This window comes from Gemmatimonadota bacterium (assembly GCA_040882465.1).
GTDB lineage: Bacteria > Gemmatimonadota > Gemmatimonadetes > Longimicrobiales > Gaopeijiaceae > JBBEBG01.
Map to the genome: position 1 here is coordinate 13,805 of JBBEBG010000013.1, position 20,921 is coordinate 34,725.

Consider the following 20,921-nt stretch of genomic DNA (forward strand, 5'->3'; position numbering starts at 1 on the left):
CTCCGAAGCGACGCGGTCCCTCACTTTCCCAGGACTTCGTTGAGGATCCCCGACAGCTCCTCCGGGGAAAACGGCTTTCGAAGGAAGGCCGCCGCATCGTAGCGCGCTTCCCGCGACAGCTCCTCTTCCGAAAAGCCCGAGATGAGGATGACGGGGTGCGGGTGGCCCCGTTCCTTGAGCACCCGTACGAGCTCGGAGCCGCTCATCTCCGGCATGACGACGTCACTGATGATGAGGTCAACCGCGGAGGGATCGGCCTCCACGAGCTCCAGGGCCTCCCGACCGTTTCCCGCGCGCAAGACGACGTGCCCGGCCCGCTCGAGGACGAGCGTCACGATGCCGCCGACGCCGGGATCATCTTCGACGACCAGAATGCGGGCGCGCTCCGCCGCACCGCTCCGGAGTCTCGAACCGCGGCCTTCGCTCTCGTCCGCCGCTCCGGCAACCGACGGAAAGATGAGGCGGAAGGTCGAGCCTTTCCCGACTTCGCTCTCGACAGCCACGAATCCCCGGCTCTGTTTCATCATTCCGTAAACCATCGAAAGACCCAGCCCCGTCCCCTGTCCCTCCGGCTTCGTCGTAAAAAAGGGTTCGAAGATCCGATCCAGAATCTCGGGAGGGATCCCCGTGCCCGTGTCTTCGACACTCAGGACGGCGTAACGCCCGGGCGCCATTTCCCATGGCATGGCCGCCGCGTCTTGCCGCGTGAACTCCCGCGTCTCCACGCGAAAAGTGAGGGATCCCTTCCCGGGGATCGCGTCGCGCGCGTTGATCGAAAGGTTGAGGAGGACCTGCTGGAGCTGAATCGGATCCACGCGCACGAAGGTCCCAGCCTCCGGGGTCACGAAACGGAGCGCGACTCGGGTCGGGATGAGGGGTCGGAGGAGTCCCTCCATGTCGGTGGCCGTTGCCGAGAGGTCCACGATCCGCTCCTGCAGGACCTGGCTGCGGCTGAAGGCGAGGAGCCGGCTGGTCAGGCTTGCCGCGCGCTGGGAGGCCGAGATGATCTGACCGATGTCCTCCCGGAGCGGGGAATCCACCGGGAGGTCGTCCAAGAGGAGACGGGCGCGGCCCAAAATCACGGTCAGCACGTTGTTGAAGTCGTGCGCGATTCCGCCCGCGAGTCGCCCCACCGCCTCCATCTTCTGCGCCCCACGGATCCGCCGGTCGAGCTCCCTCCGCTCCGTGGTGTCGGAAGAGATCCCGATCACCCCCCTGAACCGTCCCTCCTCGTCGAAGATCGGGGAGTCGGTGATTGAGGCGTGGAAGAGCGAGCCATCCTTCCGTCGGACCTCGAATTCGCCGCTCCAGGACTCGCGGCTCTTGAGAATCTCGAGGATTCGCGCGGCGTCCGGGGCGTTTTCCCCGAAGGGCTTGATCTCGCGGATGGAGCGACCGATCACCTCCTCGTTGGCCCATCCATAAAGCTCTTCGGCGGCGGCATTCCAATAGAGGATCCGCCCCCCTTCGTCCGTGGCGATCACCGCCTGGCCGACCGCCTCGAGGAGACTCGCCTGGAATCGGATCCGTTCCTGGGCCCCCCGACGCTCTGTGATGTCACGCGCGCCGCCCACCATTCGGACCGGATTACCTTCCTCGTCCCGCACGACAAATCCACGGTCCAGGAATCGCGCATAGGTTCCGTTCCCGAGCTGGAACCCATACTCGGCCTCCCAGTCGCTACCCCCGCCGTCTATCACTTCCTGGATCCCGCGCAACACCCGGTCGCGGTCCTCGGGGTGGATCCTCTCGGACCACGATTCGAGATCGGGGCGCAGATTGGCGATCTCGAGGTCGGGGGTCGCGTGGATACCGACTCCCCACCAATAAACGCCGGCTTGAAGGTCCCAATCCCAGAGGGCATCGGCGGTCACGCGGGCGATGTTCCGGAATCGCTCCTCGCTCTCTCGAATCTTGGCTTCGACCAGGTGTCGTTCGGTGATGTCACGGAAAAAGACGGCGATCCCCCCGGTCGTCCGGGAAAGTCGGACGCTTAGCCAACCCTCGCCCGAAGGGTGGAGGGCCTCGAACGCGGCGGTTTCCCCCTGGTCCATCGTCCTCCGGCAGGCGTCCTCGGCGGGCGTTCCGACGAGGTCGGGAAAGACCTCCCAAACGACCTTTCCCTCGAGGTCGTGTTTCGAGAGGCCCAGAATCCGCTCCGCCTCGGCGTTCAGGTAATCGAAGCGCCAGGACTTGTCGAGCATGAAGACGCCGTCCCCGATTCCGTCCATCGTCCGGCGGAACCAGGCCCGGAGCGAAGGGAGATCCGGCTCGCCGGCGAACCCGCCGCTCGCATCCTGCGCGACGGACAGGCGCGCACGGGACCCGCCAAAGGTGATCTCCCGAGTCGCGATCTCGCGGGAGTGCATCCGATCCCGCTCGGCGGCTTCGATCTCAGGAAGGGTAGTCGTGAGGAGGTCGCCCCAGGGGCGTCCCAGGAACTCCTCCGCGGCCCGATTCACGGCGAGGATGCGCCCCGACACGGGGTCATGCACCCACATCGCCTGAGGGTGGGCCTCGAAGATCTCCCGGAACCCGGGTTCCCCGGGCTCGCGAGAGGAGGATTCGGACGGTCGGGGCATGACGAGCGGTTTCAGGCAGTGGTCCGAACGGTGGCGGCTCGGGAAGGGTGCAAGATGGCCCGCGTAGCGGGGCGGGGCAACGCGGTGGAGCCGAACCGGTCGCCCGACAAATGAACTCCGCCGGAGGTCGAGCGTCCTTGTTCGTGCAAGGCGGCCTCGAAGGGCGCAGGGAAACCACCATTCGCAAATTCATGAGAGGGAGGGCGCGTGAGAACCTCGATTCTGTTGATCGCACTGGCGGCGGCCTTGATCGAGCCGCTGGGGGCGCAGGTGACGGACTCCGCGCCGGGGCGGCGACAAGGGGCGGCCCGGATGACCATGGAGTCCGCCGTAGTCGAAGCGTTTGGAGGCGTCGCGCTGGCTGCGGATGCCGGAGTCCTGATCGTGCCCGAAAGTCGCACGAAGGCGACTCGGCGGGTCATTTCCATTCCCTTCTATCGGCTTCGCTCGACCTCCGACACTCCCGCATCCCCGATTTTTCTCCTCCACGGTGGCCCAGGCGGATCCATGATCGACGGGCTACAAGAGGAGGGCACCGTCGAGCACATCCTGTTTTACCGCGGGATCGCGGACGTCGTGATTTTCGACCAGCGGGGTGGGGGGCACGCGCTTCCCGAGCTGGCCTGCGACGAAACGTCGTTCATCCCGTCTCACGAGCCCGTGAACCTTGCCGCGATCGCCGCGGCCTTCCGGGAGACCTCGGCACGGTGCCGCGCGGACCTCGTGGCGGAGGGTGTGGATCTCGGCGCCTACAACACGATTGAGAACGCCGCGGATATGGATGCCCTGAGGTCCGCCCTCGGCTACGAGAGGGTGACGTTGATCGGAGGGAGCTACGGCACCCACCTCGCGCTGACCGTCATGCGCCTCTTCCCCGAAACCGTGGATCGGGTGGTTCTCCATGGCGTGGAAGGACTCGATCACACGTGGGACAGCCCGGCCGGCCGCCTCGCGGTCCTGGAGCGCCACGCCGCCGCGGCCGAGGCCTCGGCGGAGATGGGATCCCGCATCCCCGCCGCCGGCCTCATCGCCGCGTTGAGGGGGGTGATCGAGCGCCTGGACTTGGAACCCGTCCGGGTCCCCGTCCCCGGCGCGCCCGACGGATCCTTCGAGACAGTGGGCGGCGACCTGATCCGGTTCCTGGCCGGATACGAGGCGGGACAAAGGAATCGGCCGAACGCCTGGCCCGAGATGATCCTGGCGCTCTCCGAGGGGGACTATTCGTTTCCAGCGACGGTCGCGAGGGAGATCCGCGAGGAAGGCATCCAACCCGACGATCCTGTCCACTACACGATGGACTGCGCGTCGGGCATCAGCTCCGCCCGACGGGAGAGGCTCGCCGAGGAGGCTGGCGTGGATCTCCTAGGAGGGGTGAACTGGGAGTATGAGGAAATCTGCCCGGTGTGGGATGCACCCGATCTCGGCGACGATTTTCGCTCTCCGCTGGAGTCGGCCATTCCGACGGTGATCGTTCACGGAACCTGGGACTACTCGACGCCGATCGAAAATGCGCGGGAGGTGGCCGCGACCCTCTCCAACTCCCAACTGGTGGAAGTCGTGACCGGGACCCATGGCGCCCTCTATAACGTCTTCGGACGGTGGCAGCCGATGAAGAGCTTGCTGGCAGCGTTTCTTCGCGGAGAAGAGGTCCGCTTTCCCGGCGAGGTTCAGCTGGAGGTCCAGTTCACGGCCCCGGAGGGATGACGGCGAAATCGTGGAAAGTTCTTCGGACGCGGATCGCGGGAGTGGGGAGTCGAACAGCGACGTGCGTCAGCACCTCTGGGTGCTCAGAGCGCAACTGGGCGACGTCGGGGCGTTGACGAATCTCGTCGGTGCGCACCAGGGGCGAGTTCTGCATTACCTCGAGTCCATCGTAGGCTCGCGGGACGACGCCGAGGATGCGCTCCAGGACATCTGGGTCACCGTCGTTCGCAAGATCGCAAAGCTCGAGGATCCGAGGGCGTTCCGGGCGTGGCTTTATCGAATCGCCCGAAATCGGGCGCTTTCCGGACTCCGAAGGAAGAGGCGCGAGGGGGAGCGGTTGGTGGACGAGGCGCATGGAAGCGAGAACACGTCCACCGAAGCCGACGAAAACGAAACGTGGTTAGGGGAACTCGACCCGGAAGCTGTGCACGCTGCGATCAAGGACCTTTCCCCGGCCCACCGCGAGGCGATCGTCCTTCGGTACTTCCAGGGCATGGGATACGAGGGAATATCCGAAATCGCCGGTTGCAGCATCGGGACCATTCGATCGCGAATCCATTACGGCAAAGCCGAATTGCGAAAATTACTTATGCATCCTCGTAGTTCCGAGGCGAACCCGGAGGGACATCAATGAATGAAGAAACGGGCGCCGTATCCGAGGAGACTCGACGACTTCTCGGAGAGATCGTAGCAGACGAGAGAAAGACGGAGGAGCGAATCCGGAAGGCGTCGCTCGTAGCTTGGGCTGCCGCCTTCGCGGCCGTCCCCCTCTTCGGGCTCGTCATGTATTTCACGAGGAACGTGGGGGGGAGCTCCGTGGAGGTCGCTCGGGCGCTGCTGGTCGTGGTGACGTTGACGGGCGGGCTGGCCCTCTTTCTAGCCGTCCTGATGACGCTGGCGTGGCTCTTTCGATCGCGGGCGCCCACGCTCGCCGTGATCGAGCGGCGACTCGCTGTGCTCGAAGAGATCCTACTTTCCCGCGGGGGGCCGCGGTGAGGCGGGGCTGAGGCTCGTCAGGCCCCTTGCAATCACTCAACTCCCGGCGGCACGACTACACTTCGCTTCGCTCGCGTGAGCCTCCGGGATTACGTCGGGACACTGCCAACCGGTTGGCCCGGAAGGGTTCGAACCTGCGACCCGCTGATTAGAGGTCACGGGGGGCCGTTGGGAGGCGGTCGGTTCAGGTGGGCTTAGGTCGGTCGCATAAGGGTTTCCGACGTTTCGCCGGCTCCCCAATTCGGTGGAGATCGAGGGTGTTTGGGGCGGCTGTGAACCGGGAGGCAATCGCCCTTTGGCTTCCGTATGCTCCCCAGGGCGAGAGCCCCGTCCGGTCCGGGGCACACTTCAGTCCGTCCGCAACGCCGACATCGCATCGATTCGTGCGGCGCGCAGTGCAGGGAGGAAACCTCCGACGAGAGCGGCGGTCGTTACGACCGCTGCGGCACCCAGGAACATCACGGGGTCGGTCGGCTCGACACCAAAGAGCACGGATCGCAGGAGCCCGGTGAGGGCGGCTGCCGAGACCGTCCCGAGCACGAGGCCGGCGAAGAGGAGCTGGGCGGTCCCGCGGAGCACCATGGCCAGGATTCGCGACGGGTCAGCGCCCAACGCGACACGAACGCCGAGTTCCTGAGTCCTCTGCCGCATTCCGTGCGCGACGACTCCATACACGCCAATCGTGCCAACAAGAAGCGAGATGCCTCCGCCGATCGTGAGGAGGAGAGCAAGAAGCCGATCGCGGGAGGTCGCGAAGCGTACCACGTCAGTCATCGGGCGCACCTTGCCTACACTCACGTCGGGATCAGCCGTACCAACGGCATTGCGCACGGACTCGATCAGGGCCGAAGGTGGGAGGGCCGTGCGGATCACGAGCGTAGCGTCTACAGGGAACCACGACGGGTCTACCCTCGGCTGGATGATCGGAATGTAGACGATCTCCTCCGCGCGCTCGCGCGGGGAGGCGTCCTGAACGTCTTCGACCACGCCGGCCACCGTGTATGGCGGGATGTCGCGGATCTGCCGTGTGTCGCTGTCGAGCATGTCCGCGATTCGGCCCTCTGGCGTGAGGCGGTTCAACCTGCGTCCGATCGCGCGCTCCCCGGAAAAAAGGCGTGCGGCGAGTGCGCGACTGATGAGCACTGGCTGCGGAAACTCGGCGGGGTTCGGGAGGGCATCGGACGCGTCCGACTCAACGCCGCTGCCCTCCAGAACTTCAATTCCCGCGACTTCGAAGTACCCCGGGGTGAAGAATTGAAAGGTCACCTCCGGGGGAACGATGTCCTGACCGGCTTCCGCCTCAATCTCTCGGACGGGGGCACGCTCGTACCCGCTGCCGCCGGCAAGCGGAACGCTCGTGACGGCCGCGACCGCCGTGACTCCAGGAATCGACGACACTCGAGCCATGACCGTCTCGTATGCCTGTTCGTAGTCCAGGTAGCGCCCGCGCTGAATTCCCATCTCCGCGGTCAGGATACCATCCGGCTCGATTCCGATCTCCACACCGCCTAACCTCGCGAAGCTCTTGGCCATGAGCCCTGAGCCGACGAGAAGCACAAGGGTAAGCCCGATCTGCACCACCACGAGACCGTTCCGGGTGCGGCGGTCCACTGCCCCGTGCGTCGATCCGGGTCTCGAAGTGCCCAAGGACCGGGGGGCATGAGGACCCAGCTGTCGTGCGGCCGACAAGGCGGCGATGGCCGCAGCGATGGCCAAGGACACCGAAACAGCAAAAAGGATGACTTCGCCGCTCATCCGGATCTCCGGAAGGCGAGGCAGCTCGATCGGTACGGACGATCCCAGGCCGCCGATTCCCCATTGGGCCAGGAGAATTCCCAGACCTCCTCCCACCACCGCAAGCAGCAGACTCTCGGTGAGGAAGAGACGAACGATGGGCAAATGACCCGATCCCAGGGCGACACGGACGGCGAACTCCCGCCCCCGTTCTTCGGACCTGAGGAGGACCAGGTTGGAGACGTTGGCGGCAGACACGAGCAGGAGCAGCGCCACGCTCCCAAATACGATCCAGATGGGGGCCTCGGCGCCCGCGATCATCTCTTCCCTGAGAGACTCGACCCTCGATGCGAGTCCGATCTCCTCCATCTGCGCCATGGCGGCAGCCGGGACCGATTCCGACAAACGCGGAAAGAGAGCCGAGAGCTCGGCCTCCGCGACCGACGGATCGACACCGTCCTGGAGGCGAGCCACCGCGTTCAGCTCGAAACTCAACCCGAAGTAAACGAACCCTGCCCCGGGCGCATCCAGAATCCAGATCCTTGTATCGGCTCTGGGAAAGTCGACGGCCGCCGGGAGCACTCCGATGATCTCCCTAGGCGATCCATTGACCCGGATCACTCGTCCGAGGATGCCGGGATCCCTGCCATACCGGTTCAGCCAGAGCTCGTGGCTGACGAGGATGGGAACGGTCCAGGAGCTGTCGAAGACTCCGGGGGTCGCGCCGAAGGGCGCCGTGTCTTCCTCGACCCAGAGGCGACCGAGTTCGGGAGTCACGCCCAGGACCCCAAACAGATTGTGGGACGCGCGCGAGACCCGTACCCGCTCCCCTGGGCCGAAGTCATCGAAGAGGCTTCCGACGCCCTCGACGAAGGTCGCCATTCCGTCCAGGGTCCGCGCATTCGAGCTGTAATGGCGGACGAGAGCGCTCGAGAGCCCGGTCTCCAAGAGCCCGAGTCCGGGAGCGACGTGCTTGACTGCCACGAGTCGATCGGGTTCCGCGAAGGGGAGGGGCGCGAGGACAACGCCGTTCAGCACAGCGAAGACTGCCGTCGCACCGCCAATGCCGAGGCCCAGCGTCCCGATGGCCGCGAGTGAGTATGCGGGCCGCCGAACCAGCCCCCGAACGGCGAGTCGCGCCTCGCGCACCCACGTCTCCAATCGAGGAAGCCCCCGCGCCGAAATTCCCTCTTCGCGAAAGCGCTCGACACCGCCAAAAGCGATCCTGGCGCGGCGTCGGGCCTCATCGAACGAAAGCCCTTGCCCGCGCGCTAGATACTCAGCCTCGAATTCGAGATGAGCCCGCATCTCCTCGTCCATCTCCCGCGACATTTCCCCCTTTCGCAACGTCGACCGGAATCGGCGCAGCACCTCTCGCACTCGACGCTTCAGCATGGATTGACCCCGGTTCAAGGAGCTTGCAGCACCAGTTCGACGGCGGAGGTGAGGCGTCGCCAGGTCGCTTGCTCTGCTCGGAATTGCCGGCGACCGTCGGACGTGACCTGATAGACTTTCACCTTCCTTCCCCCCGGACTCACGCTCCACTCGCTCGAGATCCATCCTCGCTCCTCCAGCCGGTAAAGCGCCGGATAGAGGGATCCCTGACCAATGGAGAGAACGTCCTCCGACATTTGTTCGATGCGCTTTCCGATTCCCCAACCATGTAGTGGACCAGCGGCGAGCGTCTTCAGGATGAGGAGATCGAGCGTTCCCTGGAGGAGATCGGTGCGGTCGCCCATGCCTTCCTCGTTGAGGAGTGAGACCTCGACGTTCGACAATAGGATGGCGCGGGAATTGTCGAACGTCAAGGTATGTGTGACTTCTGGTCCCGGAGGATTGAAGAGGGCCTCAAAAAAAACGCCCTCCCGGCCGAAGCCAGGAGGGCGCATAACCCCTGCAATCACTCAACTCCCGCGGCAGGACTACGCTTCGCTTCGCTCGCGTGAGCCTCCGGAATTACGTCTGGACACTGCCAACCGGTTGGCCCGGAAGGGTTCGAACCTGCGACCCGCTGATTAACAGTTCACGGAGGGCTCTTTGGGGGCGGTCGGTTGAGGTGGGCGGACGTTGATTCCGTAAGTGCTTTCGGGGCTTCGCCGGGTCAGCTGTTCGGATGAAATCGGGGCTGTTCGGAGTGGCTGTCAACCGGGCGGCAATCGCTTCAGCCGGCCCTCAGGGGTGACCCTCCGCTCGTTCCGTTACATGAATTCCCAGCGTGAGCGCCGACGCCACGGCGACGGACAGCACGCCTCCCCAGAGCAGAGCATCGAGGCCCGCCCCGGAATCTATGACGGCGCCCACCAGGACGGGACTCCCGGCTGTGCTCACGGCAACGAGGGCTGCCATGAGGGATTTGATGGACCCGAGGTGCCGAAGGCCATACATCTCGGCCCAGAGGGCGACCCGAGCGTTACCGCTCACGCCCGTCGTCACCCCGATGCAGGCCATGAAGGCGTACGACACCCATACGAAATCCAACGCCATGAGCAGTCCCATGGCGATGCCTAGCGGGAGCAGACTCAACGAAAAGACCGTTCTCGCGCCGAATCGGTCCAGCGTCTCGCCGCCCGCGAGCGAAAACACCACACGAGTGACGGCGAACGCTGTGAACGCGGAGGCCATGACCGCGGCGCTCCATCCCCTGGACGCGCCGATCCCGGTCTGGTAAAGGAAGATCCCGGTAGCCCAGAAGGGAGGGAGCAGCGCGGCCGGAAGCGCGAACCAGAACCGGGGATCGCGGAGCATCTCGCGGCGCGTCCAGTCGCGGTCGTCGGCCACCGCTTCGTTACCCTGCTCGGAGAGGGATACCAGGTCTGGGTCCCACACGGCCGCGCCGGAGGGCACGGGTCTCGGCTCCGCGCGTCCTGAAGGAACCGCCACACCGCGATCGGGGCGCTCCTCCAGCTCGGGTTCGCCGGCATTCGCTCGGGAGATCAGGGCCAGGAACAGGGGCGCGAAGAGGAACACAGAAAGTGCGGAGACACCCACCCACGTGCCTCGCCACCCGGCAAACGCGATGGCCGCGGTACCCAGGAGCGGCAGGACCGCCTCTCCGATCGAGAACCCGAGACTGGAGATTCCGAGAGCCCTTCCGCGACTCCCCGATGCGTGCCGCCGGGCCATCTCCGTCAGGGCGGTCAGGGCCGCCAGCCCGGGGCCCGCCAGGCGAAGCCCGAACAGGCCGACGAAGAGGGCAAGAAGATGATTCCCGCCGGCGAGAAGAAGCCCCGAGCCGGCCATGACGGCCGCGATGACCATCGAGAATCGAGCGAGGCTGGTCCGGTCCATCCACGCACCCGCCCACGGAAGCACGAGGGCGCTCGACAAGGTGGCGACGGCGTAGAGCAGGCCGAACTCGGCATTGCCCAGGGAATGCGCCGTCAACAGGTAGGGAACGAAGAGGGAGACGAAGAAGGTCTGTCCAAAACTGGAGAAGAACGTGAGCGAGAGGCCGACGGCCAAGGTGGGAAGCCGACTCCTCAGAGTGCTCCGTCGCTCAAACATCCGGGCCCCTGAAAAGTGAGGCGCGTGAGAGAGGATGGGGCCCCGACCGGTTCGATGAATCGGCTCCCTGCCGGAACCGGTTCAAGGCGTGGTGCAGCCCCCGCACTCCTCGGCCTCCAGAACGACGAATAGGCGACCCGGGTCGATGTCGGCGCCGCAGTGCGCGCAGATGCCGTATGTTCCGGCGTCCATACGCTTCAGGGCCGACCGGATGGCGCCGAGGCGCGCCTCCTGACGCTCCTGAAGCCCCTGGCTAAGGTGCTGACTCTGAAGTGAATCCATCCGCGAGAGCCTCCCCACCGCCTGCTGGTCCAACTCCACGGGGCGCGTCGCTTCCGCGCCGATCGAGAGACTGCGCTCGAGGCGGGCAGCCTCGGCGGCCAACTCCTCGCGAAGGGCCTTGCTCTGATCGTCCGTGAGGGGCATTCGAGTGACTCCGGTGCGACACTCACCGAGAAGCGCTGTCGAGCATGCGGTCGAGCATCAGGATCGCGGGCGGGCCGCCCGACGAAAGAGTACTAGAGTAACGGATGTGACTTGGCGCACGCACCGGGGATCGTGGACCGAGGGATCCAAAGCGTGTTACCTTTTTCATTGGCTTCGATGTGTGCGAGCGGCCTCCGTGGACCAGGGGGCCCGGCGGCACGCCGCGATCCATGAAACGCTGCCGCCGCTGCGACGATCCGCCGCTTGCGGCCGCCGAGGCCACTCGTGCAGCGGGAGCGTGACATGTGCAATCCCCTTCCAGCCGCTTCCCAGTCGGTCCGGGCCACCCGCCGCGGTTTCCAGACTCCACCCTGACAGCACCGTTCTGAATCCGCGGGTCGCCCCCATGGGTGGCCCGCCGTTCCCGCACGCCTGCGATCGGCAGCGACGTCTTGCTTTGCGGTCGGGAGCCGTTCGGGGCGCGCCCGCTCCGCGGTCGGCTCCAAGCGCGGCGCATCGGTGCCGAAGGCGTTGCACCTCCCGCAGAGACGTGGCCATTCGCACCGGCAAGGTCGTTCCAAGAGGACAGGAAAGGACATGAGGATGAGGCACAACGAGCAAGAATTCGATCCCTTCGTGCGGAGGACTCCGGCGATGCGGCGCGCAGGGACGCTCCAGCCGCGAAATCCGAAGGTGCGACCGTGATCGCGTCTCGCGCCACCAGCGACGCGCACGAGACGCGGATCGGCCTTCGGAACGGCGTAAGCCGGGCCGCTCTGGTCGCCGGTGTCACGCTCGGGCCTCGGGGCGGAGTGGGACTCCGTCGGCCTTGGGGCGGCAGCATGGCCCGGGGGACGGGGCTCGAGGTCGCGGCGCCGGCCGCGCCGGAAGGCCCACTGGAGAGGCTCGGATTTCGCTTCGCTCTCGAAACGGCGCGACAAGTGGAGCGAAGGACGGGCGACGGAACAGCGACCACCCTGGTCCTTCTGGCGGAGTTGTTCCACGAGGTGGTCCGGTGGATCACCAGTGGCGCCGACCCAATCGAGGTTCGCGACTCCCTCCGATTCGCGGCGGATGAAGTGGACCGGCGCCTCGCGCGCGGGGCCGAGCCGCTCGACGGCGCCCACGGTATCACAGATCTGGCGACCTCCGCCTGTGCCGGCGATCGGAGACTGGGGGAGGCGGTCGCGACCGCGGTACGACGTGCCGGCTCTTGCGACGGAGTTCAGGTCGCACGTGCGGACACCCCGAACGACTACCTGGAGGGGCGCGTCGGCCACCTCTTTGGCGGCATAGCGCCGCACGGCGGCTCAGTGAGCGGTCTCAGCTCAGGGAACTGGACCGTGGAGTCGCCCATGGTCGTGGTGGCGTCCGGCGACCTCGACCCTGCCGGCGCCCGCCAACTCGTGCGATCCGTGGGCACGGATGTGCAGCCGATTCTGCTGATCGCGCCGGAACAGAGGCTTTCCGGGATCGACCGGAGCCAGGCTTTCCGGGAGAGGCCTCTCATTCCGCTCACGACCTCGAGAGGGGAAGGCGCCGCCGACCTCCTGGAGGATCTCGCGACGGTCACGAGTGGCCGACCCCTGCTGTTTCGGGGGGAACGCGGAGGAGGAGGCGCGCCCGCGAATCCCTGGATCCGAGCTGGGGCCGCGCGCCGCGCTCACCTCACCAAGCGCGGTTTGGTGATCGAACCCAATGCGGCGAGCGGGACCCAGATCGAAGCGAATCGGGCCGCCCTACAGCGCGAACTGGAGGATCATGCCGATCCCGATGCGCTTCTGGGGAGACTCTTTCGACTCGCGCCGACCTCCGTCACGGTGCGGCTCGCCGATGCCCCGGAGAGCGAGTACTCGAGACGTCGGGATCTGGCCGTCCGAGCGCTCCGCGCGGTCCGAGGGGCGTCGGAGGCGGGGGTCCTACCGGGGGGTGGAGCCGCGCTCTTCCATGCCGCGAGCGAGGCTGGGTCTCCGGAGGGTCAGGGCGGGGTGCTTCGCGCCACCAGGTGCGTCGCCGCGGCCGCAGGGGCGGTGATACGACGACTGGCCGAGAATGCAGGATTCGATGGGCGGGGCGTCCTCGAAGAGGTGCAGGCGGCGGGCCCTCCCGCCCACGGCTTCGACGTGTCCACGCAACAGGTCCGGGACCTTCGCGGCGCCGGGGTGCTCGATGCCGCCAACGTGGTTCGCTGGTCGCTGCGCGCCGCGGTGGCGACCGCCGAGCTTCTGCTCCTGACCGAGACCGTGGTGGGCCGTGGTGCGGACGCGCGTCTCGGGGAAGGATTGGAGTCATGACCGAGGTCCTGTCCGAACGCGCACCTTCGGCGACCCTCACTGAGAAGCTCCTCCTCTACACGCCGGGGCACCAGGACTTTTTCGAGGACACCTGCCGCGCCTCGCGGCAGCCCACAGCGCGGTCATGCCTCTCGACAACCGGAAGGGCGTGGAGGAACAGGCCCGAAAACTCTTTGGCGTATGCCGGAAGAGACGCCTTCCGATCTTCACCTTCGTCAACAAGTGCGACCGCCCCGGCACCGATCCCTTCGGCCTCCGCGACGACGTGGAGCGCGACCTCGGGATCGAGTGCTTCCCGGCGGTCTGGCCCCTCCGAAGAGGCGACCGGCTCATCGGCGTCTTCGACCGGCTTGACCGCGGGGCGCTTCAGGTAGGTGACACGATCTCGACCGTGGCCAGGCTCGAGTACCCGGGAGTTCCCCGCTTTTCGCCGGAATACTTCGCGTCGGTGCGCCTGGGAGACCCGCTGCGGCGGAAGCATCTGGCCCGTGGACTTTGACACCTCGCGGAAGAGGGCACGATCCTGCTCCTCTTCTCGGACTCTCTGTCCGGTCCGGTCCCGATCGTCGGAGCCGTGGGGCGGCTGCAGTTCGACGTGCTCCTGGACCGACTCGCGCGCGAGTACCGTGTGGCCGCGGAGCTCGAGCCGCTCCCGTTCCGGGCCGCTCGCTGGGTGACCGGCTCCCGGGAGGAGATCGGTCGGCTCGCGTCGCCCTACGGACCGAGGTTCGTCGAAGACGCCGACGGCGAGGCAATGTTCCTCTTCGCGAACGAGTGGGCTTTGGAGCGGGCGGAGCGCGACGCGAAGGAAATCCAGTTTCACGATATTCAACCCACCGCGAGGACGGGAGGATGAGGGCCGTCCTCGGCGAGGTGCGGATCTATCTCACGCATGGCGACATCGCCCGCCAGCCCGGCACGGACGTGGTGGTCAACGCGGCCAACGCCGAGCTCCGGATGGGCGGCGGCGTCGCGGGAGCTCTTCACCAGGCGGCGGGTCCCGCCCTCGAGGCACGATGCCGAAGCCTAGCTCCCATCGCCCCGGGCGAGGCGGTCATCACTGAGGCCTTCCGACTTCCCAACCGGTGGGTCGTCCACGCGCTCGGCCCGGTGTACGGGAGGGACGAACCCCCTGAGGAGCTGCTCGCCCGCTGCTACGAGAACGCGCTTGCGCTCGCGGAAGGTGTTCAGGCACGCTCGATCGCCTTTCCGGCCATCTCGACGGGAGCCTTCGGTTATCCCATGGACGAGGCGGCCGAGGTGGCGCTCCAGGCCGTGGCGGACGCGGCCGGACGGCTCGAGTCCATTCGAGAAGTCTTTTTCGTTCTCTACTCGGCGCTCGCGCTCGCCGCACACGAGAAGGCCCTGAAATGTCTCATTCGTCGGATGGAGCACGCCCGATGGAGCTGGTGACGCGTGCCGATCTGCCACTGCTCACGGACCAGTACGAGCTCGCCATGGTCCAGGCGTACTGGAAGGAAGGTATGTTCGGCCGGGCCGTCTTCAGCCTCTTCGTGCGAAGGCTGCCGGAGGGTCGCAACTATCTCCTGGCCTGCGGGCTGGACGACGCCCTCGGCTATCTGGAGTCCTTTCGCTTCGATGAGGACGCGCTCAGCCATCTCGCCGCATCCGGGCGATATGATGGCGACTTCCTGCGTTGGCTCGAAGAGTGCCGATTCACCGGGGACGTGTATGCGGTACCGGAAGGCACTCCTGTGTTCGCCGACGAGCCGATTCTCGAAGTGGAGGCGTGGCTCCCCGAGGGGCAGCTCGTTGAGACGCTCCTCATGAATCAAGTACATCTTCAGACGGTTCTGGCCTCCAAGGCATCCCGAGTCGTGACGGCTGCAGGCGGGCGCGACATCGTGGACTTCGGGCTTCGGCGGATGCATGGCGTTGACGCGGGGTTGAAAGCCGCCCGGGCGTTTCACGTGGCGGGTGTGAGCGGGACCAGTAACGTGCTCGCCGGGCGCATCTACGGGATCCCGGTCGTGGGCACGATGGCGCATAGCTACGTGCAGGCCCACGATGACGAGTTGACTGCGTTTCGCGCGTTCGCCGCCCTGTATCCGGACACGTACCTTCTCGTGGATACGTACGACTCGATCCAGGGAGTGCGCCACGTCGTGCGCCTTGCGGAGGAGCTGGGCCCGGATTTTCGCGTTCAAGGAATCCGGCTCGACTCCGGCGACCTGCGGAGACTCTCGCTCTGGGCCCGGAAGATCCTCGACGAGGCAGGGCTGTCCGACGTCCGGATCTTCGCAAGCGGAGGACTCGACGAATACGAGATCGAGCGGCTGCTCCAGGAGGGCGCTCCGATCGACGGCTTCGGCGTGGGAACGAGCATGGGCGTCTCCGCGGACGCGCCGGCGCTGGACATCGCTTACAAGCTCACGGAGTATGCCGGTCGGGGGCGAATGAAGCTTTCACCGGGGAAGCGAACGTTTCCGGGGCGGAAGCAGGTCTTCCGGGTCGAGCGAAGAGGCGTCGCAAGGCGGGACGTTCTCGCGCCGACGGGAGTTGCGGAGCCCGGACGACCGCTTCTCGAGAAAGTGATGGAGGGTGGCCGGCGACTCCCCGCGGGCCGGAGGACCCTCGAGGACGCCCGCGCGCGGGCCAAAGACGAGATCGCGATGCTTCCGGCCGAGATCCGTGCGCTCGCACCGGCGTCGCGTCCCTTCCCAGTCGACGTCAGCGCGGACCTCCAGAAGCTGCGCGAGGGCGTGATCGCCGAGGTGCAGGGCGAAGTCGCCGGATAGGAGACGCCCGTGGAGAATGACATGCGAAGCGCCGCCGTGGATCCAAGGCACGCCGCGCTCGTTCTGGTGGACATTCAGCCTGACTTCCTCCCTGGGGGCGCGCTCCCCGTCGCGGACGGAGACCAGATACTCGATCCGATCGCGCGGCTGATGGGGTCCGACGTCTTTTCCCTTCAGGTCGCGACTCAGGACTGGCACGCCCCCGGGCACGCGTCCTTCGCCAGCGGTTACCCGAACAAGGTACCCATGGACTCGATCGAGCTGCACGGACACGCGCAAACGTTGTGGCCGGATCACTGCGTGCAGGGAACACCGGGCGCCGAGCTCATCCGCGGCCTCCCGTGGGAGCGGGTTTCACTGATTTTGAGGAAGGGAACCGACCGCGACACCGATTCCTACAGTGGATTCCGGAACAACTGGAATTCGCACGGCGAACGGCCGTCGACGGGGCTGGCCGGCTGTCTCCGGGAACGGGGAGTGCAGGCCATCGTTCTCTGTGGCCTCGCGCGCGACGTGTGCGTGAAGTGGACGGCGGAGGATGGGGTCCACGCGGGATTCGAGGTCTACTTCCTCTGGGACCTCACGCGGAGCGTGAACCCCGGCGGCGACGACACGCTTCGCGGCGAGCTTGAGCGGGCCGGGGTCCACGTCACGGAAGCCCGAGATATCCTAAAGTAAGTGGCGGGAGCGGGGAGGTGACCTCTCTCCGTCGGCTCCCGTGTGGCCGTGCCTCCACGGCCTCATCACTCAACTCCCGCGGCAGGACTCGAACCTGCGACCCGCTGATTAACAGTCAGCTGCTCTACCAACTGAGCTACACGGGATCATGTCCGGGTCCAGGGCCCGGGACATGTAAGGAATACCCGGCGGCGCCGAAAGGTGTCAACTCGGAGGCTGCCCCAGAGGGCGCCCCCCGCTGCAACGCCTCCTCGATGAGGGAGAGAAGCGGTGACCGCAGATCGTGGCCCCGGGCCCAGACTTCCTCGAACCGCCGCCTGGCCCGAAGGGCCGGCTCTCCCCCCAAGATGACCACAAAGGCTGGACCGGGATGCGGATAGGGTCGCTCGAACCAGTGTGGGCCCACAAGCAAGGTGGCGGACTCGAGATCGCCCTCGTCCCGTGTTTCGGTTTGGGCCTCCACCCGCTCTCGGGAAAAGACTGAGAAGTCGGGGCTCCAACCGGCGAGGGGCGAGATCCTGACCAGGAGACGGCTTTCCTCCAGAAGGCCGACGAGCAAGCGGAGACGCCCGCATCGGTCGGGGTCGGTGGCAAGCGAGTCCGCCTCGGAGGAGAGCGTAAGAGCGTTCGTCTCCGCCATGAGAAGCCGGATCCGCCGGATCCGGCCGAGCTCCTGCTCCCCGAGCGTCATTCCCCCGAGGCGCACCCGCGAGACGGCGGCGTCCAGAAAGTCCGCACCTCGCGCCAATTCACCGTAAGCCGTCCTCACGTCCGGCCGGCTTCTTTCGTCCAATAGCCGCTCGGGGTCCACGGGGGGTCTCCGCAAGTTCGAGAGATTTCTGTACGGCCTATCGGGGACCGGTTTGGCCCCACTGGAAGATCGGAAGACTATTGGGCGATTCCATAGGAACATGTGAAGTAAGATAAACATTTGACGCGTGGCATATTAGGTGCTAATCTGTCTTGGCCTATCGGTGCTCGGGGGTGGAAAAACCGGCATCGCCACGACGATGAACCGGAGCGTCCCTCGCAGGGCGGCCGGCACTTAGCGCATCCGCAGATTCGGAGGGCAAGCCCCGTGTCGTCGCGTCCCAGGGAGGTCAGAGCTTCCCGGCTCTGGACCATCGAGGAGGCTGAGTCACTCCTCTCCACTCTCAATGGAGTGCTTTCGGCGCGCATCGTGGCCCGCCCCGGCGGGGAAGTCGAGGAGGTCCACGTGCTGACGACTGAGGCCGTCGCTCCCAAGCTTACTGTCCGGAACGTCGAGTCGGCCCTCCTGGCCCACTTCGACCTCGCGATGGACCATCGCAAGATTTCCGTCGCGCAGACTTCGCGGGCGATCCCCGAGGCGACCGCCTGGAACGTGCCCCCCGTATCTCTGGTTGTGGAAAAGGAACCGGCTCGCCAACTCGACCGCGTTCTCTTCAAGGACCAGAGGATCGAGACGGAAAACGCGCATCGAATTCGGGTTACCGTTTCCATCGAGTGGACAGGTGAAACTTACGAAGGCGTCGCCGCGGGTCCGAACCTCCCGAAGGGAAGGCTCGAGGCCACCGCCGGGGCGACTCTGAAGGCGATCGAAGCCGCGGCGGAAGCTGCACGGCAGGTCCGGGACGCAGACGCCGCGCCCGTGGTCCTCGCCCTTGAAGGCGTGAAAGAAGTGGAGGCGTTCGAGCGACGGTTCGTCCTCGTCTCGGTGCATGGAATGCGAGGAAGGACCGTCGTGACCCTAGCAGGCGCGGCCGCCGTTGCCGCGAACCCGGAGCAGTCGGTGGTCTTCGCCACACTCGAAGCCACGGACCGCTGGGTCCGGGGAACGAACCACTAAGAATCGGAGGAGCCCCTCTCAGCCCAGCCCATAGCGGAGCCATAGCGGAACAGCGGAGCGCATGCGGACCGCCAATAGCGGAAAGCGGCCGACACCCCGTCCAAGAGACAAAGGGAGGTGATCGGTATGGACGCGCTTCTAGCCTATCTGATTTCGCTGTTTTCGGGCGGATTCATTACTTGGTAGTTCCAAGCTGAGCTGAGGGGGGCCGCCGCATACGCCAATGCGACCGATCCAGATCTATGTGGGTGCAACGGTTGCAATCGCTCTTGTCGTCCTGCAACTCCTCGATTGGTCAGCCCTTCTCGACCTTCCTCAAGATGCGCTAGTAGGCCTGGCAGCGCTCACATTTCTAGGATTTTTTTCAGAGGCCTCGGCGTTCACGTACAAGATGGGTTCTTCGGGCGGGAGTTCTTCTCTCGTCTTCTTGCCACTTGTGGCGGCGATGATCCTCTTCGGGCCAGTCCCGGCCGTCGCTTTCATCTTGGTGACCGCTACAATTGGTGAGTTCCTTGTGCGCCGGAACCCACTCATCCGGGCACTCTTCAATACGGCCCAATACGTCAACGCCACTGCAGTGTCAGGACTGGTTTTTTCGGCCACCGGCGGCGTCCCGCTTGCGTTGACGGCATCACCGCAACAGAGCTTTGATCCGCAAATCTGGCCAGTACTGGCCCTAGGCACGACATCCCTCTTCCTGAATCACCTCGCCGTGGCGGGTGCGATAACCCTTAGTCAGAAGGAGAAGCTGAGGAGGGTCGTTTGGATGGTCATGAATCGGATTGGAGGCACGGTGGCCAACGACCTCTTGATCCTTCCGATTTCGATTCTTGTGGCCTTCCTCTACTTCGAGCTGGGTGTAATCGGCCTCTTCGTTGCGCTCCTACCTCTCATCTTCATTCGATACTCATATCTAGCAAAATTCAGGCTCCAGGCGGCCAACCGCGACTTGCTACAGGTGCTGGTCAAAGCGATTGAAACGAGAGATCCGTACACGTCAGGACACTCCATTCGCGTGCAGTCGATCGCCAAGAGCATTGGTGAAGAAATTGGCCTGACCCCGGCCCGACTCGAGGAGCTGGAAACCGCCGCCCTACTCCACGACATCGGAAAGATTGAGGTCGTATATGAAAAGATCCTCCAGAAGCCGGGGGACCTTTCGGAGCAGGAGCGCAAAATCATTGAGTCACATGTGGATCGGGGCGTCGAAATCCTGACTTCACTATCATCATTCAACTCAAGGATCATCGGAGCCGTTCGTCACCACCACGAACTCTACGATGGTTCGGGGTACCCCGACGGGCTCGCTGGGGAAAAGATTCCGGTGTTCGGGCGCATCATCAAGATTTCTGATGCGATTGACGCCATGCTCTCCACGCGGCCGTACAGAGGTGCGTTGCCAATTCAAAAGGTTCGATCAGAGCTCCATGAATTCTCCGGCCGACAGTTTGACCCTAGGCTCGTGCAAGCAGTTGTGGATTCGCAGATTCTCGAGGAACACGCCTCATCCATCGATCTTCAGGTGACGTTGTCTACCCTTGGGACGACCAGGAAAGAAGCGCCAAGAGAGGGCTCACCGAATCCATTGCGCGTGTAACGCAGGGACTTCGGGGGACTCCCCGTTCCTGCGCCCGAATGGGGGACACTAACTACGGGTCAGCAAACGCTTTAGCTCTGCATGACGATGGGGAATTCGGCGATCAGCCATGAAGGATTCCAACTCGTCAATTTCCTCTCTCGGGATGTTGATACCGCGCCGCGTCGCAATCTCGAAGCGGACTATGCGCAGTCGCATCCACGGAATGAGCATCTTCCCGACCAAGCTGGTCTCGACTGAGCGGAGGTCTTCCAGAACCGTCATTACATGCGTTCCCGAAGCCAAGCCGAGCCTCGCCTCAAGCGTCATCCAAAGCCACGGATCGAAAGTCCACGGCTCGGGTCGTGGGGGGAGTTCGCTGGCTAAGCGGCGCGCCTCGGACAGCTGGCCGTCGTGGAGGTGACATAGCCCGAGACCCGCGAGGGCGGAACACCTGTGGGCTTTCCAGGTCGAGACCGTCTCAGTGGCTAAGCTCGTGGAGAAGTGGTCCTTGGCTATGGCGGTGTCCCCGGATTCAAGAGCCAGCTGCCCTCGATTCGTAAGTAAGACTCGCCGCATGTGCGGCGCCGGAAGCTCTCGAAGTAAGTGCTCCGCCTCACGGAACTCGCGTTCGGCCGCGTCAAGGTCGGCGGTGTCCATATACCATGCGCCAAGATTGGCTGCGAACCAGAATCTGTGCTCCAGGTCTTCGGCATTCGCTGCTGCCCGATGGGTTTCTTGAATGAGTTCGATGCCACGAGGTTGGTTCAGCCAGGCCAATTCGTAGTACGCAATAATCTTCCAGTTGTAAGCCCTGAGCAGCAGGTCGGGATTTCCCAG

General features: G+C 65.1%; 17 protein-coding genes, 1 tRNA gene and 1 pseudogene. 11 read left to right on the plus strand and 8 right to left on the minus strand.

From position 1 onward, the window contains the following. Positions 1 to 20: 20 nt before the first annotated feature. The gene (locus WEG36_04095) at positions 21 to 2,582 is read right to left on the minus strand and encodes a PAS domain S-box protein (protein MEX1256783.1); all 2,562 of its coding nucleotides are present in this window, start codon (positions 2,580 to 2,582) and stop codon (positions 21 to 23) included. 207 nt (positions 2,583 to 2,789) lie between these two features. On the opposite strand from WEG36_04095, the gene WEG36_04100 reads away from it, so the two are divergent. The 3 genes from WEG36_04100 to WEG36_04110 are packed head-to-tail and all read left to right on the plus strand — an operon-like array spanning position 2,790 to position 5,282. Then, positions 2,790 to 4,286 (plus strand): alpha/beta fold hydrolase, encoded by a 1,497-nt coding sequence (locus WEG36_04100; protein MEX1256784.1) that lies wholly within the window; start codon positions 2,790 to 2,792, stop codon positions 4,284 to 4,286. A 10-nt stretch (positions 4,287 to 4,296) separates the two neighbouring features. Beyond that, positions 4,297 to 4,920: an RNA polymerase sigma factor gene (locus tag WEG36_04105; protein MEX1256785.1), complete on the plus strand. Its 624-nt coding sequence runs from the start codon at positions 4,297 to 4,299 to the stop codon at positions 4,918 to 4,920. Then, positions 4,917 to 5,282 carry a hypothetical protein gene (locus WEG36_04110; GenBank protein MEX1256786.1) on the plus strand — a complete coding sequence of 122 codons (366 nt, stop codon included), beginning with the start codon at positions 4,917 to 4,919 and terminating at the stop codon, positions 5,280 to 5,282. The genes WEG36_04105 and WEG36_04110 overlap by 4 nt, the downstream gene beginning before the upstream one ends. A 348-nt stretch (positions 5,283 to 5,630) precedes the next feature. Here WEG36_04110 and WEG36_04115 read toward each other — a convergent pair whose 3' ends face one another. From WEG36_04115 to WEG36_04130, 4 genes are all read right to left on the minus strand, one after another. Continuing rightward, a complete protein-coding gene (locus tag WEG36_04115; protein ID MEX1256787.1) occupies positions 5,631 to 8,411 on the minus strand; it encodes an ADOP family duplicated permease in 2,781 nt (926 codons plus the stop codon). A 14-nt stretch (positions 8,412 to 8,425) separates the two neighbouring features. Beyond that, positions 8,426 to 8,824, minus strand: a complete 399-nt coding sequence (locus tag WEG36_04120) for a PadR family transcriptional regulator (protein MEX1256788.1) — start codon at positions 8,822 to 8,824, stop codon at positions 8,426 to 8,428. A 364-nt stretch (positions 8,825 to 9,188) separates the two neighbouring features. Further along, positions 9,189 to 10,478, minus strand: coding sequence for an MFS transporter (locus WEG36_04125; protein MEX1256789.1), 1,290 nt, complete (start codon positions 10,476 to 10,478; stop codon positions 9,189 to 9,191). A 123-nt stretch (positions 10,479 to 10,601) separates the two neighbouring features. Then, the gene (locus WEG36_04130) at positions 10,602 to 10,946 is read right to left on the minus strand and encodes a TraR/DksA family transcriptional regulator (GenBank protein ID MEX1256790.1); all 345 of its coding nucleotides are present in this window, start codon (positions 10,944 to 10,946) and stop codon (positions 10,602 to 10,604) included. A 701-nt stretch (positions 10,947 to 11,647) separates the two neighbouring features. Here WEG36_04130 and WEG36_04135 point away from each other — a divergent pair. From WEG36_04135 to WEG36_04160, 6 genes and pseudogenes are all read left to right on the plus strand, one after another. Then, on the plus strand, positions 11,648 to 13,240 hold the full coding sequence (locus WEG36_04135; protein MEX1256791.1) for a TCP-1/cpn60 chaperonin family protein: 1,593 nt from the start codon (positions 11,648 to 11,650) through the stop codon (positions 13,238 to 13,240). A gap of 91 nt (positions 13,241 to 13,331) precedes the next feature. Then, positions 13,332 to 13,739, plus strand: coding sequence for a GTP-binding protein (locus WEG36_04140; protein ID MEX1256792.1), 408 nt, complete (start codon positions 13,332 to 13,334; stop codon positions 13,737 to 13,739). Positions 13,740 to 13,751: 12 nt separating this feature from the next. Further along, positions 13,752 to 14,096: pseudogene (locus WEG36_04145) on the plus strand (hypothetical protein). Next, a complete protein-coding gene (locus WEG36_04150) occupies positions 14,093 to 14,653 on the plus strand; it encodes a macro domain-containing protein (protein ID MEX1256793.1) in 561 nt (186 codons plus the stop codon). The pseudogene WEG36_04145 and the gene WEG36_04150 overlap by 4 nt, the downstream one beginning before the upstream one ends. After that, positions 14,641 to 15,999: a nicotinate phosphoribosyltransferase gene (locus WEG36_04155; GenBank protein ID MEX1256794.1), complete on the plus strand. Its 1,359-nt coding sequence runs from the start codon at positions 14,641 to 14,643 to the stop codon at positions 15,997 to 15,999. Before WEG36_04150 ends, WEG36_04155 begins: the two co-directional genes overlap by 13 nt. A 21-nt stretch (positions 16,000 to 16,020) precedes the next feature. Further along, positions 16,021 to 16,677 carry a nicotinamidase gene (locus WEG36_04160; GenBank protein MEX1256795.1) on the plus strand — a complete coding sequence of 219 codons (657 nt, stop codon included), beginning with the start codon at positions 16,021 to 16,023 and terminating at the stop codon, positions 16,675 to 16,677. Positions 16,678 to 16,750: 73 nt separating this feature from the next. On the opposite strand, the gene WEG36_04165 is transcribed toward WEG36_04160, so the two are convergent. Together WEG36_04165 and WEG36_04170 are read right to left on the minus strand one after the other, a co-directional pair. Beyond that, positions 16,751 to 16,823: transfer RNA gene (locus WEG36_04165), tRNA-Asn, on the minus strand. Continuing rightward, positions 16,814 to 17,488 carry a hypothetical protein gene (locus WEG36_04170; GenBank protein ID MEX1256796.1) on the minus strand — a complete coding sequence of 225 codons (675 nt, stop codon included), beginning with the start codon at positions 17,486 to 17,488 and terminating at the stop codon, positions 16,814 to 16,816. Before WEG36_04170 ends, WEG36_04165 begins: the two co-directional genes overlap by 10 nt. A 267-nt stretch (positions 17,489 to 17,755) precedes the next feature. On the opposite strand from WEG36_04170, the gene WEG36_04175 reads away from it, so the two are divergent. Together WEG36_04175 and WEG36_04180 are read left to right on the plus strand one after the other, a co-directional pair. Next, positions 17,756 to 18,505, plus strand: coding sequence for a hypothetical protein (locus WEG36_04175; protein ID MEX1256797.1), 750 nt, complete (start codon positions 17,756 to 17,758; stop codon positions 18,503 to 18,505). Positions 18,506 to 18,728: 223 nt separating this feature from the next. Beyond that, positions 18,729 to 20,102 carry an HD-GYP domain-containing protein gene (locus tag WEG36_04180; GenBank protein MEX1256798.1) on the plus strand — a complete coding sequence of 458 codons (1,374 nt, stop codon included), beginning with the start codon at positions 18,729 to 18,731 and terminating at the stop codon, positions 20,100 to 20,102. A 48-nt stretch (positions 20,103 to 20,150) separates the two neighbouring features. Here WEG36_04180 and WEG36_04185 read toward each other — a convergent pair. Beyond that, positions 20,151 to 20,921: hypothetical protein (locus WEG36_04185; GenBank protein MEX1256799.1), on the minus strand; the 771-nt coding region annotated here is incomplete at its 5' end.

Bases quoted from the DNA above. Each gene is read 5' to 3' on its own strand.
- WEG36_04095 (MEX1256783.1), bottom strand. From the start codon at position 2,582: ATGCCCCGACCGTCCGAATCCTCCTCTCGCGAGCCCGGGGAACCCGGG.
- WEG36_04110 (MEX1256786.1), top strand. From the start codon at position 4,917: ATGAATGAAGAAACGGGCGCCGTATCCGAGGAGACTCGACGACTTCTC.
- WEG36_04115 (MEX1256787.1), bottom strand. From the start codon at position 8,411: ATGCTGAAGCGTCGAGTGCGAGAGGTGCTGCGCCGATTCCGGTCGACG.
- WEG36_04130 (MEX1256790.1), bottom strand. From the start codon at position 10,946: ATGCCCCTCACGGACGATCAGAGCAAGGCCCTTCGCGAGGAGTTGGCC.
- WEG36_04150 (MEX1256793.1), top strand. From the start codon at position 14,093: ATGAGGGCCGTCCTCGGCGAGGTGCGGATCTATCTCACGCATGGCGAC.
- WEG36_04155 (MEX1256794.1), top strand. From the start codon at position 14,641: ATGGAGCTGGTGACGCGTGCCGATCTGCCACTGCTCACGGACCAGTAC.
- WEG36_04160 (MEX1256795.1), top strand. From the start codon at position 16,021: ATGCGAAGCGCCGCCGTGGATCCAAGGCACGCCGCGCTCGTTCTGGTG.
- WEG36_04180 (MEX1256798.1), top strand. From the start codon at position 18,729: ATGCGACCGATCCAGATCTATGTGGGTGCAACGGTTGCAATCGCTCTT.